The 14023-nt window shown below is 70.6% G+C and carries 14 protein-coding genes; 8 read left to right on the top strand and 6 right to left on the bottom strand.

Translation table 11 applies throughout. The annotated features are described in order from the left end of the window. Positions 1–75 precede the first annotated feature (75 nt). Positions 76–618 (top strand): FxDxF family PEP-CTERM protein, encoded by a 543-nt coding sequence (locus A4W93_RS03475; protein ID WP_085749280.1) that lies wholly within the window; start codon positions 76–78, stop codon positions 616–618. Between the two features lie 6 nt (positions 619–624). Here the strand turns inward: A4W93_RS03475 and A4W93_RS03470 are convergent, their stop codons facing one another. Then, positions 625–1443, bottom strand: a complete 819-nt coding sequence (locus A4W93_RS03470; protein ID WP_085749279.1) for a crotonase/enoyl-CoA hydratase family protein — start codon at positions 1441–1443, stop codon at positions 625–627. Positions 1444–1573: 130 nt separating this feature from the next. On the opposite strand from A4W93_RS03470, the gene A4W93_RS03465 reads away from it, so the two are divergent. The 4 genes from A4W93_RS03465 (at position 1574) to A4W93_RS03450 (ending at position 7152) form a co-directional block, all read left to right on the top strand. Continuing rightward, a complete protein-coding gene (locus tag A4W93_RS03465; RefSeq protein ID WP_085749278.1) occupies positions 1574–2530 on the top strand; it encodes a hypothetical protein in 957 nt (318 codons plus the stop codon). 20 nt (positions 2531–2550) lie between these two features. Continuing rightward, positions 2551–3363, top strand: a complete 813-nt coding sequence (locus tag A4W93_RS03460; RefSeq protein WP_085749277.1) for an enoyl-CoA hydratase — start codon at positions 2551–2553, stop codon at positions 3361–3363. Between the two features lie 23 nt (positions 3364–3386). Then, entirely contained in the window at positions 3387–4361 is a 975-nt protein-coding gene (locus A4W93_RS03455) for an NAD(P)H-dependent flavin oxidoreductase (RefSeq protein WP_085749276.1), read from the top strand. A 193-nt stretch (positions 4362–4554) separates the two neighbouring features. After that, positions 4555–7152, top strand: a complete 2598-nt coding sequence (locus A4W93_RS03450) for a hypothetical protein (RefSeq protein ID WP_085749275.1) — start codon at positions 4555–4557, stop codon at positions 7150–7152. Between the two features lie 12 nt (positions 7153–7164). Here A4W93_RS03450 and A4W93_RS03445 read toward each other — a convergent pair whose 3' ends face one another. Continuing rightward, positions 7165–7359, bottom strand: coding sequence for a hypothetical protein (locus A4W93_RS03445; RefSeq protein ID WP_085749274.1), 195 nt, complete (start codon positions 7357–7359; stop codon positions 7165–7167). 63 nt (positions 7360–7422) lie between these two features. Then, a complete protein-coding gene (locus A4W93_RS03440) occupies positions 7423–7656 on the bottom strand; it encodes a hypothetical protein (protein ID WP_085749273.1) in 234 nt (77 codons plus the stop codon). 205 nt (positions 7657–7861) lie between these two features. Between A4W93_RS03440 and A4W93_RS03435 the strand changes: the two genes are divergently transcribed. After that, entirely contained in the window at positions 7862–8677 is an 816-nt protein-coding gene (locus A4W93_RS03435) for an outer membrane beta-barrel protein (RefSeq protein WP_085749272.1), read from the top strand. A 9-nt stretch (positions 8678–8686) separates the two neighbouring features. On the opposite strand, the gene A4W93_RS03430 is transcribed toward A4W93_RS03435, so the two are convergent. Both A4W93_RS03430 and A4W93_RS03425 read right to left on the bottom strand, forming a co-directional pair. Beyond that, positions 8687–9640 carry a 2-hydroxyacid dehydrogenase gene (locus A4W93_RS03430; RefSeq protein ID WP_085749271.1) on the bottom strand — a complete coding sequence of 318 codons (954 nt, stop codon included), beginning with the start codon at positions 9638–9640 and terminating at the stop codon, positions 8687–8689. Between the two features lie 23 nt (positions 9641–9663). Continuing rightward, the gene (locus tag A4W93_RS03425) at positions 9664–10620 is read right to left on the bottom strand and encodes a Bug family tripartite tricarboxylate transporter substrate binding protein (protein WP_085749270.1); all 957 of its coding nucleotides are present in this window, start codon (positions 10618–10620) and stop codon (positions 9664–9666) included. A gap of 250 nt (positions 10621–10870) precedes the next feature. Between A4W93_RS03425 and A4W93_RS03420 the strand changes: the two genes are divergently transcribed. Further along, positions 10871–12046, top strand: coding sequence for a citrate synthase family protein (locus A4W93_RS03420; RefSeq protein WP_085749269.1), 1176 nt, complete (start codon positions 10871–10873; stop codon positions 12044–12046). Here A4W93_RS03420 and A4W93_RS03415 read toward each other — a convergent pair whose 3' ends face one another. Next, positions 12047–12934 (bottom strand): LysR family transcriptional regulator, encoded by an 888-nt coding sequence (locus A4W93_RS03415; RefSeq protein WP_085749268.1) that lies wholly within the window; start codon positions 12932–12934, stop codon positions 12047–12049. A 94-nt stretch (positions 12935–13028) separates the two neighbouring features. Between A4W93_RS03415 and A4W93_RS03410 the strand changes: the two genes are divergently transcribed. Then, positions 13029–13955, top strand: a complete 927-nt coding sequence (locus A4W93_RS03410; RefSeq protein WP_085749267.1) for an amidohydrolase family protein — start codon at positions 13029–13031, stop codon at positions 13953–13955. Positions 13956–14023 lie beyond the last annotated feature (68 nt).

Genomic DNA, 14023 nt, shown 5'->3' with positions numbered 1-14023 from the left:
GCCGCGGTTGATTTCACGGGGGAGGTCTCCTACCTTGCCGGTGCGGCGCCCCGCCGCATCGACAGGGAGACTCCAATGACATCGACCCCGCTGCGCCGCCACGCGGCCGCACTTGGCTGCGTGGCCCTGATGGCCGCCGCGCAGGCCCGCGCCGACACGTTCGACCTCGGCACGATCTCGGCCCCTGGCCTCCACCCGTTCAGCGACCTCACGCGCTCGCAACCGTTCGAGGACGTCTTCACGTTCACGATCGCCGCCGGAGACGCGTTCGAGTTCCACGGCACGGCCTCCACGCCGTTCAGCAACCGCTTCTGGATCTTCAACCTCGACGGACGGCTCGACCGCGGCAACGTGACCGTGCTCGAAGGGGATTCGCAGACCGTGTGGATGCCGCCCTTCCCGCGCCAGGACGTCACGTTCGCCTCCACGCTGCTCACCGCGGGCAGCTACGCGCTGCACCTGTGGGGCACGCCCACGTCGGCGTTCCCGGGGCCCACCAGTGTCTACGACGTGGCGCTGGTCTTCAACGTCGCACCCGCCGTGCCGGAACCCGCGGCGTTCGCCTTGATGGCGCTGGGCCTGGCCGGGGTGGTCGCCGCGTCACGCCGGCGCCACTGAGCCGGCTCAGCGCCCCTTGAAACGTGCGGCCCGCTTCTCGACGAACGACCGCACGCCCTCGGCCCAGTCCTCGCTCGCGAAGATGCGCTTGCTGATCGCCGGGAAGTCGGCCACCGCGGCAGCCGGGCCCTCCTCCACCGCCTTGATGGCGTTCAGGCGCGTGGCCGTCACGGCCAGCGGCGCCTGCTCGGCGATGCGCTGCGCGATGGCCACGGCTTCGTCGAGCACCAGCGCGTTCGGCACCACCTTCTGCACGAAGTTGAGCCGGTACGCCGTGGCCGCATCGAACTCGTCGCCGGTCAGCAGGTACAGCATCGCGTTGCCGAGGCCCGCGCGCTCCGACATGCGCAGCGTGGCCCCGCCACCCGGCATCAGGCCGCGCTGCACTTCCTTCTGGCTGAAGCGGCACTCCTCGCCCGCCACAACGATGTCGGCGCCGAGCATCAGCTCGATGCCCACGGTGAAGCAGATGCCCTTCACCGCGGCGATCACCGGCTTCGTGCGGCGGCGGTAGTTCGGCTTGCCGAAGTCGTGCGGCTCGACGAGCCCTTCCGGGATCAGCCGCTCGCCCCGTTCGAGGTGGGCCTGCACCGACGGCATGTCGAGGCCCGCGGTGAAGTGGTCGCCGAAGGCGTGCAGCACGCCCACGCGCAGCTCGGGATCGTCGTCGAGCCGCGTGTAGGCCTCGCCCAGCTGCCGGAACATCTCCGGCGTCCAGCCGTTCCGCTTGGCGGGACGGTTGATGCCGATCAGCAGCACGTGGCCGACCACCTGCGTGTCGATGCAGCCGTGGAGGGGAGGCGGGTTGGTGGCTTCGATCTGCATGGTGGAAGGCGGGGGTGGATGGAGCCTTCGATCGTGCGGCAGCCAGCCGCCGCGCGCTGCCACTCTCGTGACAGCGGCGAGGAAAGCCCGCGCTTAAGCTCGAGAGCTCGCCCCAGGAGAGAACGCACCCATGTCCACGGCCTTCCCCCAGATGCCCGCCGCCACGCTGTGCGGCCCGCTGCGCCAGCCGCGCCAGATGCTCGCCGAGCAGACCTACGACGGCCACCTGTCGATCCACGACGACAAGATGGCCGAGGACCTCGGCCTGCGCGCCGGCCCCATCGAGGGCCCCACGCACTTCAGCCAGTTCGACCCGCTGCTGTTCCAGCTGTTCGGACAGGCGTGGTTCGAGACGGGCTGCATCAGCGCGCACTACCAGAACATGGTGGTCGAGGGCGAGGAGGTGCGCGCCTACGTGACGCCGCCGGCCGCCGGCGAACGGGTCGCGCGCATCCACGCGGAGAAGCGCGACGGCACGCCGGTGCTGACGGGCACCGCGTCGGTGGGCGACGTGCCCGACACCGACCACGAGATCCCCCGGCGCATCGCGAAGCTGCGCCCCGCCACCACACTCGTGATCAACCGCGACCTGCGCGTGGGCCAGCGCGGCGCCGCGAAGGAAACGATCGCGATGGGCTTCGACCAGCACATGGGCGACCACTATCCCTTCACGCTCGCGGCCAAGCTCAAGGTCATCACCGAACCGTCGCCCTGGTACACGCCCGAGGGTGGTGCCGCGTCGCCGTGGGGCCGGGCGATCATCCCGATCGAGATGATCAGCGTGCTGCTCGGCAGCACATCGCACCTGTCGGGTCTGCGCGGCCGCGGCCCCGCCGTGGGCCTGTTCGCCGGCCAGCAGATCCGCCTCGTGCGCGGCCCGCTCTTCGTGGGCCAGGCCTATGACCTCGAACGCGAGGTCGTCGCGCTGAGCGAGAGCGCCCGCACCGAATCCATCTGGGTGCGCACGCAGGTGTTCGAAGCCGGCACGCGCACGCTCGCCGCCGAGATGATCCTCAACGGCGCGACGCTGAAGAACTCCTACGCCAGGTACGACGCCGAAGCCCGCGAGCTGGGCTTCACCCAATGACTCTCCAAGGACGCGACACCATGCCCCAGATCGACACCGGAACCGAAGACCTGCTGGCCTCGTTCGACGACGGCGTGCTCACGCTGTCGATGAACCGGCCCGACGCCCGCAACGCGCTGTCGCGCCCGATGCTGCAGGCGATGCAGCAGCAGCTCGTCGCCGCGGAGTTCGACCCCGCGGTGCGCTGCATCGTGCTCACCGGCACCGGCAAGGCGTTCTGCGCCGGCGGCGACGTGAAGGCCATGGCCTCCGGCGCCGCGGCCACGCGCACCATCGACGAGGCCATCCACCAGCAGCGCCACAGCCAGCGCGAGACCGCCGGGCGCCTGTTCAAGATGCCGAAGCCCACGCTGGCCGTGATTCCCGGTGCAGCCGCCGGCGCGGGCCTGTCGCTCGCGATGTCGTGCGACCTGCGGCTGATGTCGAACAGCGCCTTCCTGACCACCGCGTTCGCGAAGGTGGGCTTCGCGGGCGACTACGGCGGCACCTACTTCATGACCCAGCTGATCGGCGCGGCCAAGGCCCGCGAGCTCTACATGCTGAGCGAACGCGTGTCGGCCGAGGACGCGCTGCGCCTGGGCCTGGCCAACTGGACCTGCGAACCGGAACAGCTCGCCGGACGCACGCGCGAACTCGCACAGCGGCTCGCGAAAGGCCCGGCCGTGGCCTACCGCTACATGAAGGAGAACCTCAACCGCGCGATGGGCGGCGAGGTGGACGAATGCCTCGACCTCGAGGTGACCCACCACGTGCACTGCGCACAGACGGAAGACCACAAGAACGCCGCACGCGCCTTCGTCGAGAAGCGCGACCCCGTGTTCAACGGCCGCTGACCCACCCACCGCACAGGACTCCCATGAAGACCCGCATCACCGAACTCTTCGGCATCGAGCACCCGATCATCCAGGGCGGCATGCACTACGTCGGCCTCGCCGAACTCGCCTCGGCCGTGTCGAACGCCGGCGGCCTCGGCATCATCACCGGCCTCACGCAGCGTTCGCCCGAACTGCTGGCGAAGGAGATCGCGCGCTGCCGCGAGATGACCGACAAGCCCTTCGGCGTGAACCTCACGTTCCTGCCGTCGGTCACGCCGCCCGACTACCCCGGCTACGTGAAGGCCATCATCGACGGCGGCGTGAAGGTCGTCGAAACCGCGGGCAACAACCCGCAGAAGTGGCTGTCCGCGCTGAAGGAGGCCGGCGTCAAGGTGATCCACAAGTGCACCGCGGTGCGCCACGCGCTGAAGGCCGAGGCCATCGGCTGCGACGCGGTGAGCGTCGACGGCTTCGAGTGCGGCGGCCACCCGGGCGAAGACGACGTGCCCAACTTCATCCTGCTGCCCCGCGCCGCCGAGGCGCTGAAGATCCCGTTCGTGGCGTCGGGCGGCATGGCCGACGGCCGCTCGCTCGTGGCCGCGCTCGCACTCGGCGCCGAAGGCATGAACATGGGCACGCGTTTCATCGCGACGAAGGAAGCGCCCGTGCACGAGAACGTCAAGCAGGCCATCGTGGCCGCCACCGAACTCGACACCCGCCTCGTGATGCGCCCGCTGCGCAACACCGAGCGTGTGCTGACCAACGCCGCCGTCGAGCGCCTGCTGGTGAAGGAGCGCGAACTCGGCGCGAACATCAAGTTCGAGGACATCCTGCCCGAGGTGGCGGGCGTCTACCCGCGCATCATGCAGGAGGGCGCGATGAACGCCGGCGCGTGGTCGTGCGGCATGGTGGCCGGCCTGATCCACGACGTGCCGCCGGTGAAGGTGCTGATCGACCGCATCATGGCCGAGGCCCACGGCCTCATCGCGGAGCGACTGGCCCGCATGGGCGCCTGACACGCACCGTGAGAGGGGGGCTGCCGGTTCGGCTCCCCGGAAAGGGTCGGCACCTTGGTGCATCGGTGCGAACCTCGCGCCGCGGGGCCGACCGGCCTGGTCACCTCGGTAACTCTTTGTGGAAACGGTCCCGCCACGGTTGTGGCCGTCGTCCGGCTCGGCTGTAATCGGCCGCCTTCCGACGAATCGCCCCATGGACACGTCCCCTCGCCACCGCACCTCGCGGGCCCTCGTGCACCTCGCCGCCGCCGTGCTGCTCGCCGCCTGCGGCGGAGGCGGGAGCGACCGCCCCGCCGTCGACACGCCCGCCACGGCCCCCGCGCCGTCGCCCGACGTCCCCTCTCCCACCCCGGACAGCAACGTGCTGACGCTGCCCCTCGAGGTGCTGGGCGACGGTTCGCCGCTGGCCCCGCTGGTGGTCGACGCCCGCCTGGACCTCGACGCGGCGAACGTCGCGGGTGCGGCGCGCCTGTGGTTCCGCTGCCACCGCTGCGGCTTCTTCGGCGCGCCCGAGTTCGAGGCCACGACGCAGAAGCCCACGGTGGTCAAGGCCAGCGTGCGGGTGCTCGGCGGCACGGCAGCGGCCGATGCGGGCGGCATCCCGTGGGTCGACATCACCGACACCACCGTGATCCTCGCCGACGCGGAACGCGTGCAGGGCGGGCTCACGCGCGGCGGCCTCTACACCACCCGCATGAGCCTCGCGCTCGACACAGCGACGAAGGCGCGCCTGGTCGCGGGCGCCAACCGCGTGCAGTTCCGCTTCAACGGCACCGATGGCGAGTCGAACGGCTACCGCATCATCGACCTGCAACTCCAGGACACCGCCGGCGCCAGCCTCGCCACGAACCCCGTGAAACGCGCCGACATCGCTGCGGAGAAGGCGGCCGGCGCCGTGCGCACCGCCGACGCGGACGCCGGTGAATCGCTGTGGCACGGCCAGGGCCTGCTGGCGAAATCGAGCATCGTGCCGCGCAGGATGAAGGCCGCGTGCGCGTCCTGCCACGCCGAGGACGGCCGCGACCTGCAGTACTTCAACTACTCCGACAACGCCATCGTGCAGCGCTCGCGCTTCCACGGCCTGACGCCGGCCCAGGGCCGGCAGATCGCGGCGTACCTGCGGTACAGCCAGCGCGCGGTGCCGCACGTGGCCGCCGCGGCGCCGTGGAACCCGCCCTACCAGCCGGGTGCGGGGCTCGACACGAAACCGCTGTCCGAGTGGGCCGCCGGCGCGGGCCTGGACGCCGTGCTGGAAACACCGGCGCATGCGCTGAAGGCCCTGTTCGGCAAGCCGGTCGACGGCACACCACTCGCCCTCACGCAGGCCGAGGTCGACCGCGTGATGGATGCCAGCGCCACGCTGAACGCACGCGAAGTCGCCATGCCGCTGCAGTACCCGGACTGGAACGCGTGGCTGCCCACCATCCACCCGCTCGACGTGTGGCCCGCCGGTGGCGCCGCAGGGTCGTTCGAGGCCGGCGTGAAGTTCTCGAACGGGACGTTCAACCCCGCGGCCACGGCGCGCAAGATCGACACGTGGTTCACGTCGCACCGCAACCCGAACGGCGTCTTCGGCGACTGGAGCCACCTCACCCCCGCGGAGCGCAACGAGATCCAGGGGATGCTGCAGCCGTCCGGTTTCGAGGCCTACAACTTCCTCGGCGGCGGCCGGGGCGACCACATCGGCCCCACGGGCGACTACGGCGCGCAGGTGGGCGCCCGCAACCTCGCGGCGCTGGCGTCCACCGCCACCACGGCGGGCGACCCCGCGTCGTTCACCACCAACGCCTTCATCGAGCGCGCGGTGATGAGCCTGCTGCACTGGAACGCGGTGAAGCAGTGGCAGTGGGCGCAGACGCACGGCCTCGAGGGCGACCAGAAGTGGTTCATCGGCGACTACGACGCGGCCGCGAAAACCTGGAAGGGCCGCGGCGAGGCGCGCGGCTGGCCGTTCAACACCGTGAGCCTGTTCTTCCTCGCGCCGCACATGCTGTACCAGACCGACCGCGATGCATCGGGCAAGGTCACCCGCGAGTGGTACCTGGCCTGGGAACGCAACAACACGGTGGGTTCGTACTACCGCACGAACGCGTGGTACCAGATGCAGGTGTCGGTGAACCCCGGCGGCCAGGGCGACTGGGTCAACTTCTCGGTGGACTGGCCCTACCTCACGGGCTTCGACGAGGTGCTGGCCAACACCGTGGGCACCTCGACGCCGGCGCACCTCACCGCCACGAGGCTCTCGCACATCCGGCTGCTGCAGGCGCGCATCAAGAGCGCGCAGTTCGTCAACAACGCGGTGCCGCTGTGGGTTCCCGCGGACACACGCTCCATCATCCTCAACCGCGGCCGGTACAGCCGCGGGAACGCGATGAAGCACCTGTCGCTCGTCAACTTCGTCGACACCGCCACCACGCAGGGCAACGGCGTCGCGCGGTTCAAGGACTTCGACCAGCTGCAGCCCGGCCTGCACCTGAAGCTGGTCAACGGCGCCATGCAGCAGTTCAACCAGCTGTACGCCACCACCGACCCCGCGGCGTGGCGCCGGTGCGACCCGGCCAACACCGACCTCGGCGAACCCGAACCCACCGCCGGCTTCGGCTTCTGCCTGGACCGCGCGCGCCAGCCGCTCGCGGCCGCGGCCAATGGCGGCTACGCGATGAACACCACCGACTACCGTGCCACGGCCGAGCAGAAGCAGCAGTACGGGATCTGGAAGGTCACGCAGATGGGCGGCGACGCGGCGCGCCTGAAAACCTGGAACGACTGGGTGGCCAAGGCCTGGCCTTGAAACCCCGAGGGCTCAGGGGCGCCCGAAGTGCCCCTGGCGCAGCGCCTGCACCGCGGCGCTCACCCAGCCGTCGCGCGCGGTCACGGCGAAGTCGCGCCCGAACTGCAGGCGGCTGATGCTGATGACCCGCTCGGGTTCGCGGCCGGTGGCGCTCACGGACTCGTGGGCCGACACCTGGAAGTCGCCCACCGCGAAACCCTGGGTCACGACGTGCCGCAGGAATTCCTGCAGTTCGCCTCGACGAACCTTTGGCGCCGGCCGGGCCACGCGTCAGGCGGCGGGCACGCTCGAGCGAACGAGGGACTCGAAGACCGCGTCGAGCTTGGCCCGGCGCCGGCGCACCTCGGCCCAGCGCTCGAGATCCGCATCGACGGGCAACTCCCCGGACGCGCCACCCGCGACCCCGGCGAACTGCGTGGAGATCACTTCCCACAGCACGGCCTCCTCGTCCATCAGGCTCTGGTACTCCGCGAGGAGCGCTGCGTGGCTGGTTCCGAATGTCATGGTGTGATCCTTCGAGAGTACGACGGAGTCAGGCTAGCAGCGGCCCGTGTCAGTAGGCAAATACCCGCCCCAGCCACAGGGCGCCCCCCCGCACCAAAGGGAAGTCCCACCCGCTTGACGGACCGGAGAACTCGGGGATATCGTGCCTCCACCCCATGCCAGTCGTGCGGTCATCCCTGGCTCTCTCAACCACCGGAGCTTTGCCATGAGGAAATTCGTCGCCATCCCCGCGATCACGCTCGCCACCCTGTCGAGCAGCGCGTTCGCCGAAGGTCTGCACGACCAGTTCTGGGGTGAGCTGTCCTACTTCTACCCCACCATCAACTCCACGGCGCGCCTCGACGCCACGGCCACCGCCCGGCCGGGCTCCTCGATCACGCTCGAGGACGAACTGGACCTGGCCGACCGCAAGGGCACGCCCTACTTCTCGCTGGGCATGCGCATCGCGCAGAACTGGCGCATCGAGTTCGAGTACTACAAGCTCGACCGCTCCTCCAGCAAGACGCTCTCCCGCCAGATCGACTGGGGCGACAGCACCTACCCGGTGGGCGTGCAGGTCAACAGCACGTTCGACACCACGGTGTACCGCCTCACGGGCGGCTACTCGTTCTACAAGACCCCGGTGGCGGAGGTCGGCGGGTCCCTGGGGCTGCATGTCACCGACTTCGCCACCGCGCTGTCGGGGCAGGCCTCCGGCCCCGGCGGTACCACCTCGTTCCAGCGCGAGGGCAACGATGCCCTGGTGCCGCTGCCCACGCTGGGCCTCTACGGCGCCTACGCGTTCTCCGACCAGTTCCAGGTCCGCGGCCGCATCGACTACCTGACGCTGAAGTACGACGAGTACGACGGCTCGCTCGTCAACTTCCTGGTGGCGTTCGACTGGCGCTTCTCGAAGAACTGGGGCGTGGGCGCGGGCTACCGATACGTCGACTACCAGCTGGATGCCAACAAGAGCGACTTCCGCGGCGAAGTGAACTACAAGTTCAAGGGCCCGACGCTGTTCCTCACCGCCGGGTTCTGAGCCCCCTGCTCAGGTCGTGAGGCTGTGGGTCGGCCGCTGGCCGGCCAGGGCCTGCGCCAGGCTCTCCAGCACCATCTCGCCCATCGCCGTGCGCGTCTCCACCGTGGCACTCGCGCGGTGGGCCTGCAGCGTCACGTTGTCGAGTTCGAAGAGGATCGGCGGCACGTTCGGTTCGTCGACGAACACGTCGAGCCCCGCGCCCGCGATGCGGTGCTCCACCAGCGCCCGCACCAGGTCCGCCTCGCGCACGAGCCGGCCGCGCGCCACGTTCACGAAGTAGCCCTGCGGCCCGAGCGCATCGAGCACGGCTGCGTCGATGAGGCCTTCGGCCTTGTCGGCCGCCGCGCACGCGATCAGCGCATCGCTGTTGCGGGCCAGCTGCAGCAGGTCGGGCTCGAAGGTCCACGGCACGTCGCGCATCTCGCGCAGGTCGGTGTAGCGCACCGGGCAGCCGAAGGCGGCCACGCGCGTCGCGACCGCACGGCCCACGCGGCCCATCCCCACGATGCCCACCCGCATGCCGCTGAAGCGCCGCGCGAGCGGCAGTGCGCTCGGCTGCGGATGCCGCACCCAGGCGCCCGCGCGAATGAAGCGGTCCACCGCCCCCACGTTGCGGCAGGTCGACAGCAGCAGCGCGACGGCCAGGTCGGCGACGTCCTCGGTCAGCGCGCCGAACGTTCCGGTGACCGGCAGCTGGCGCGAGCGCGCGTAGTCGAGGTCGACGGCATCGGTGCCCACGCCGTTCACGGCCACGACCTCGAGTGCGGGCAGGCGTTCCATCATCGAACGCTGGATGCCGGTGTGGCCGCCGGTGATGACGCCGCGGATGGTGGCGCCGTGCTCGCGGAGGTAGGCGTCGGGGTCGACCTGCTCGAAGAGGCGGTGCATCGTGTAGAGCGAGTCGAGGCGCTCGTTGACGGACGGAACGAGGATCGGGTTGAGCTGGAGGATGTTCGGTTTCATGGCGGTCTCGCGAAGAAGGGGGATCACTCGGGCTGGATGCCGGCCGTCTTGATGACGCTGCCCCAGCGCTTGTATTCGGCGGCCTGGAAGGTGGCGAGTTCGGCGGGCGTCGACGTGAACGGCTCCATGCCGTTCTGCTCGACGAAGCGGCGCACGTTTTCGGTGGCCAGCGCCTTCTGCATCAGCTCGTTGATGCGCTGGACCACCGGTGCGGGCGTGCCGACCGGCGCGTACACCGCGTTCCAGTAGCTGATCTCGTAGCCGGGCAGGCCCGCCTCGGCGATGGTGGGCACGTCGGGCACGAGCGCCGAACGTTTCGGGCTGCTGATGCCCAGCACCTTCAGCTTGCCCGCCTTCACCTGGGGCAGGCTCGTCGTGAGGTCCACGATCATCATGTCGGTCTGCCCGCCCACCAGTTCGATGATGGCCTGCGGGTTGGCCTTGTAGGGCACGTAGGTCAGCTGCGTGTGGGTCATCTGCTGGAACAGCTCCGACGCCACGCGGGCCGACGAGCTGCCCGCGCCGAAGGTCAGCGGCTGCTTCTTCGCCAGCGCCGCGAGTTCGGTGACGTTCTGCGCCTTCACCGACGGGTTCGTCACCAGCAGCAGCCAGCCCTTCACGAGGGCGCCCACCGGCGCGAAGTCCTTCACCGGGTCGTAGCCCAGCTTGCGGAACAGGTGCGGGTTCGCAGCCTGCGTGGTGTTCGTCGTGATGAAGATCGTGTAGCCGTCGGCCGGCGCGCGGGCCGCGGCCTGCGCGGCGATGCCGCCGCTCGCGCCGGGCTTGTTGTCGACGATCACGGGGATCTTCGTCTCCACCGTGATCTCCTGGCCGATGGCGCGGGCGAGACCGTCCGTGGTGCTGCCGGCGCTGGAGCCGACCACGATGGTGATGGGTTTCGAGGGGTACGGGTTCGCGGCGGCCGACAGGGCGGCCAGCGCGAGCGCCGGAAGGAGGGTGAAGGTGCGGACGAGATGCATGGCGGTACTTCCGTTGAAAGGAGTCATCGGGAGCGCGACGTGTTCGTGAGGTGCACCGGGTCGACCGCTCACTTCGAGATCGCGTGAAGCCATTCTGGGCAGCGGCCTGGACATCGGTCAATATTGATCATCAAGATCAACTTCCGATGTTTCACCCGATGAACACGAGTGCATCCTTCGATCAAACCTAGGGTTTACACTCGAACATGTTGATCCACACATTGACGAACGGGAAGAAGGAGCGCGACCGATGGCCCACTGGCTGACCCTCGACGAAGCCCGGCAGGTGCTGGGCGTCCGCCCGCAGACGATCTATGCCTATGTCAGCCGCGGGCGCATCGGCGTGAGCCCCGACCCGGCGGATTCGCGGCGCAGCCTGTACCGCGCGGAGGACGTCGAAGGCCTCGTTCAGCGCAAGGCCACCGGCCGCACGCGGGAGACGCTCGCGGCCACCACGCTCTTCGGCTCGGAGCCCAGCATCCCCACGTCGATCTCGACGTTCTCCGGCGGCCGCCTGTACTACCGCGGCGTCGAGGCCGTGGGGCTCGCCGCCACCGCGGGCCTCGAGGACGCCGCGGGGCTGCTGTGGGACATGGAGACCGCGGTGAACTTCCCTGCGGGACCGGCGTCCGCGACACCTCCGGGCCGCGTGCGCGCCTTCACCGAGCTGGCCTCGCTCACCGCCACCGGCCACTCGACACGCGGGCGCCTGCCACGGGTGCTGCTCGAGGAGTCGGCGGGCCTCGTCGGCCGGCTCGCGTCGGCCTTCGGTGCGGCCGGCGACGCGGCCCTGCCGCTGCACGAACGCCTCGCGAAGGGCTGGGGCCAGGCACGTCCCGTCGCCACGCTGCTGCGCAAGACGCTGGTGCTGCTCGCCGACCACGAGATCACGAGCTCGGCATTCTCGGCGCGCATCACCGCGTCCACCGGCGCCTCGCTGCCGGCCTGCCTGCTCGCGGGCCTCACCACCTTCTCCGGGCCGCTGCACGGCGACGCGTCGGGCCGCGTGCGCACGCTGTTCGGCGAGGCCGAGCGCGACGGCGCCGACGCGGTGGTCGACCGCTACCTGTCCTCGGGCATCCCGATCCCCGGCTTCGGCCACCCCATCTACCCCGACGGCGACCCCCGCGCCGCCGCGCTGATGGCCGACTTCAAGCCGCCGGCCCACGTCGCCCGGCTGATCGACCGCGTGGTCGCGCTGACCGGCCTGCCGCCCAACATGGACGTGGCCCTCGCCTCGCTCGCCGCCCGCCACCGCCTGCCCGCCGATGCCGCGTTCGCGATGTTCGCCATCGCCCGCAGCGTCGGCCTGCTGGCCCACGGCATGGAGCAGCTGGGCGTCGACTCGGTGATCCGGCCGCGCGGGCGATACACGGGCCCGACGGAAGGCTTGCAGCCGGCGGTGCGGCGCCAACGGCGCAAGTGATCAGCCTCCGGCGCGGCACAGCGCCGCGAGCATCTCCGTCGTCCGCACGTGCAGCGCGTCGCGCCGCCGCTGGTGGTTCCAGGCGACACACAGCGTGCTCATGATCACCGGCTCGACGATGGTGGCCAGCGCCACCTCGCCGGGCGCGGTGCCCGCGGCGACCGCACTGCCGGTGAGCGCGGCGAAACCGTGGCCACGCTTGACCATGTCGAGGATGGTGGGCACGCTCGACACCTCCCACGCCACCTGCAGCCGCACGCCCGCGAGCATCGCGCGCGACTCCATCAGCCGGCGGAAGCTGTGCCCCCATTGCGGCATCACGAGCGGCAGCGCGGCGACGTCGGCGAGGCTCACCTGCGCACGCGACAGCGACCCCGGCGCGCCCACGAGGCACAGCGTCTCCTCGAGCACCGGCTCTTGCGCCAGCTGGGCGTGCGGCTCGGGGTTGTAGACGAGGCCCAGGTCGACCCGGCCGGCCGCCAGCCACTCGGCGATGTGCGACGAGAATCCTTCGACGACCGCGACCTTCGCATGCGGCAGCTCCGCCTGGAAGGCCTCGATGAGCTGCACGGTGATGCGCCGCGCGAGGCTCGGCGGCAGCCCGACGACGATCTGGCCCACCGCCTCGCCCCGCAACGCACCCAGCTCCTGCCGCGTGTCGTGCATCAGCTGCAGCACCTCGCGACCTCGTGCAAGAAGGCGCCGCCCGGGTTCGGTGAGCGACACGCCGCGGCCGTTGCGCTCCAGCAGCGTCTCGCGCAGCTCGACCTCGAGGGCCCGGATCTGCCGGCTCAGCGCGGGCTGCGTCATGCCCAGGGTGTCGGCCGCACGGCTGAAGCTGCCCGCCTGGCCGACCGCGACGAAGTACTCGATCTGTTTGAGGTCCACGCTCGGATTCTGCCCGAGCCATGCCGAACCGGCATAGCAGGTAGCGTCTGCAGGCCCTAGGACGATGGGCTGGGTCTTCCCAGAATCACGGCCCATGACCTCTTCCGAGAAGACCCCCGGCTGGCTCGACTGGCATCCGGCGCCCAGCCGCCCGCGGCTCGCGCTGCCGGCCAGCACGGTGGACGCGCACTGCCACGTGTTCGGCCCGGCCGCGCAGTTCCCGTTCGCCCCCGAGCGCAAGTACACGCCGTGCGACGCGAGCCGTGAGCAGCTCTTCGCGCTGCGCGACCACCTGGGCGTGAGCCGCAACGTCGTCGTGCAGGCCACGTGCCATGGCGCCGACAACCGCGCGATGCTCGACGTGCTGGCCCATGCCGATGGCCGCGCGCGCGGCGTCGCCACCGTGCGCCGCGACGTCGCCGACGCCGAACTCGAGCGGCTGCACGCCGCCGGCGTGCGCGGCGTGCGCTTCAACTTCGTGCGCCGCCTCGTCGACTTCACGCCGAAGGAGGAACTCGCCGAGATCGCCCGGCGCATCGCACCGCTCGGCTGGCACGTCGTCGTGTACTTCGAGGCGGCCGACCTGCCGGACCTGTGGGACTTCTTCACCACCTTGCCCACCCCCGTGGTCGTGGACCACCTGGGCCGGCCCGATGTCTCGCAACCCGCGGACGGCCCGGCGTTCGCGCTGTTCCTGCGCCTGCTGCGCGAACACCCGAACGTGTGGACCAAGCTCAGCTGCCCCGAACGGCTGAGCGTGTCGGGTCCGCCGGCCCGCGACGGCGAGCCGCGCCCCTACCGCGACGTGGTGCCCTTCGCACACCGCGTGCTCGAGGTGGCCCCCGACCGCACGCTGTGGGGCACCGACTGGCCGCATCCGAACCTGACGCAGCACATGCCCGACGACGGCCTGCTGGTCGACCACCTCGCGCAGGTGGCGCCCGACGCCGGCGTGCGCCAGCGGCTCCTCGTCGACAACCCCATGCGCCTGTACTGGCCCGAGGAGGCCGCACCGCACTGATCCCCGCTCCACCGCTCGCACCCGCGGCCAGGTGCACGTCGTCCGGCCGCTCCACCCCACTCCCCAGG

This window comes from Piscinibacter gummiphilus (genome assembly GCF_002116905.1).
GTDB lineage: Bacteria > Pseudomonadota > Gammaproteobacteria > Burkholderiales > Burkholderiaceae_C > Rhizobacter > Rhizobacter gummiphilus.
The sequence above is the reverse complement of the archived record's forward strand: the minus strand, read 5'-3'. Positions and strand labels throughout refer to the sequence as shown.

What these genes read in the sequence shown, in the direction of transcription:
- A4W93_RS03475 (WP_085749280.1), top strand. Translation starts at nt 76, where the DNA reads ATGACATCGACCCCGCTGCGCCGCCACGCGGCCGCACTTGGCTGCGTG.
- A4W93_RS03470 (WP_085749279.1), bottom strand. Translation starts at nt 1,443, where the DNA reads ATGCAGATCGAAGCCACCAACCCGCCTCCCCTCCACGGCTGCATCGAC.
- A4W93_RS03465 (WP_085749278.1), top strand. Translation starts at nt 1,574, where the DNA reads ATGTCCACGGCCTTCCCCCAGATGCCCGCCGCCACGCTGTGCGGCCCG.
- A4W93_RS03460 (WP_085749277.1), top strand. Translation starts at nt 2,551, where the DNA reads ATGCCCCAGATCGACACCGGAACCGAAGACCTGCTGGCCTCGTTCGAC.
- A4W93_RS03455 (WP_085749276.1), top strand. Translation starts at nt 3,387, where the DNA reads ATGAAGACCCGCATCACCGAACTCTTCGGCATCGAGCACCCGATCATC.
- A4W93_RS03450 (WP_085749275.1), top strand. Translation starts at nt 4,555, where the DNA reads ATGGACACGTCCCCTCGCCACCGCACCTCGCGGGCCCTCGTGCACCTC.
- A4W93_RS03440 (WP_085749273.1), bottom strand. Translation starts at nt 7,656, where the DNA reads ATGACATTCGGAACCAGCCACGCAGCGCTCCTCGCGGAGTACCAGAGC.
- A4W93_RS03435 (WP_085749272.1), top strand. Translation starts at nt 7,862, where the DNA reads ATGAGGAAATTCGTCGCCATCCCCGCGATCACGCTCGCCACCCTGTCG.
- A4W93_RS03430 (WP_085749271.1), bottom strand. Translation starts at nt 9,640, where the DNA reads ATGAAACCGAACATCCTCCAGCTCAACCCGATCCTCGTTCCGTCCGTC.
- A4W93_RS03425 (WP_085749270.1), bottom strand. Translation starts at nt 10,620, where the DNA reads ATGCATCTCGTCCGCACCTTCACCCTCCTTCCGGCGCTCGCGCTGGCC.
- A4W93_RS03420 (WP_085749269.1), top strand. Translation starts at nt 10,871, where the DNA reads ATGGCCCACTGGCTGACCCTCGACGAAGCCCGGCAGGTGCTGGGCGTC.
- A4W93_RS03410 (WP_085749267.1), top strand. Translation starts at nt 13,029, where the DNA reads ATGACCTCTTCCGAGAAGACCCCCGGCTGGCTCGACTGGCATCCGGCG.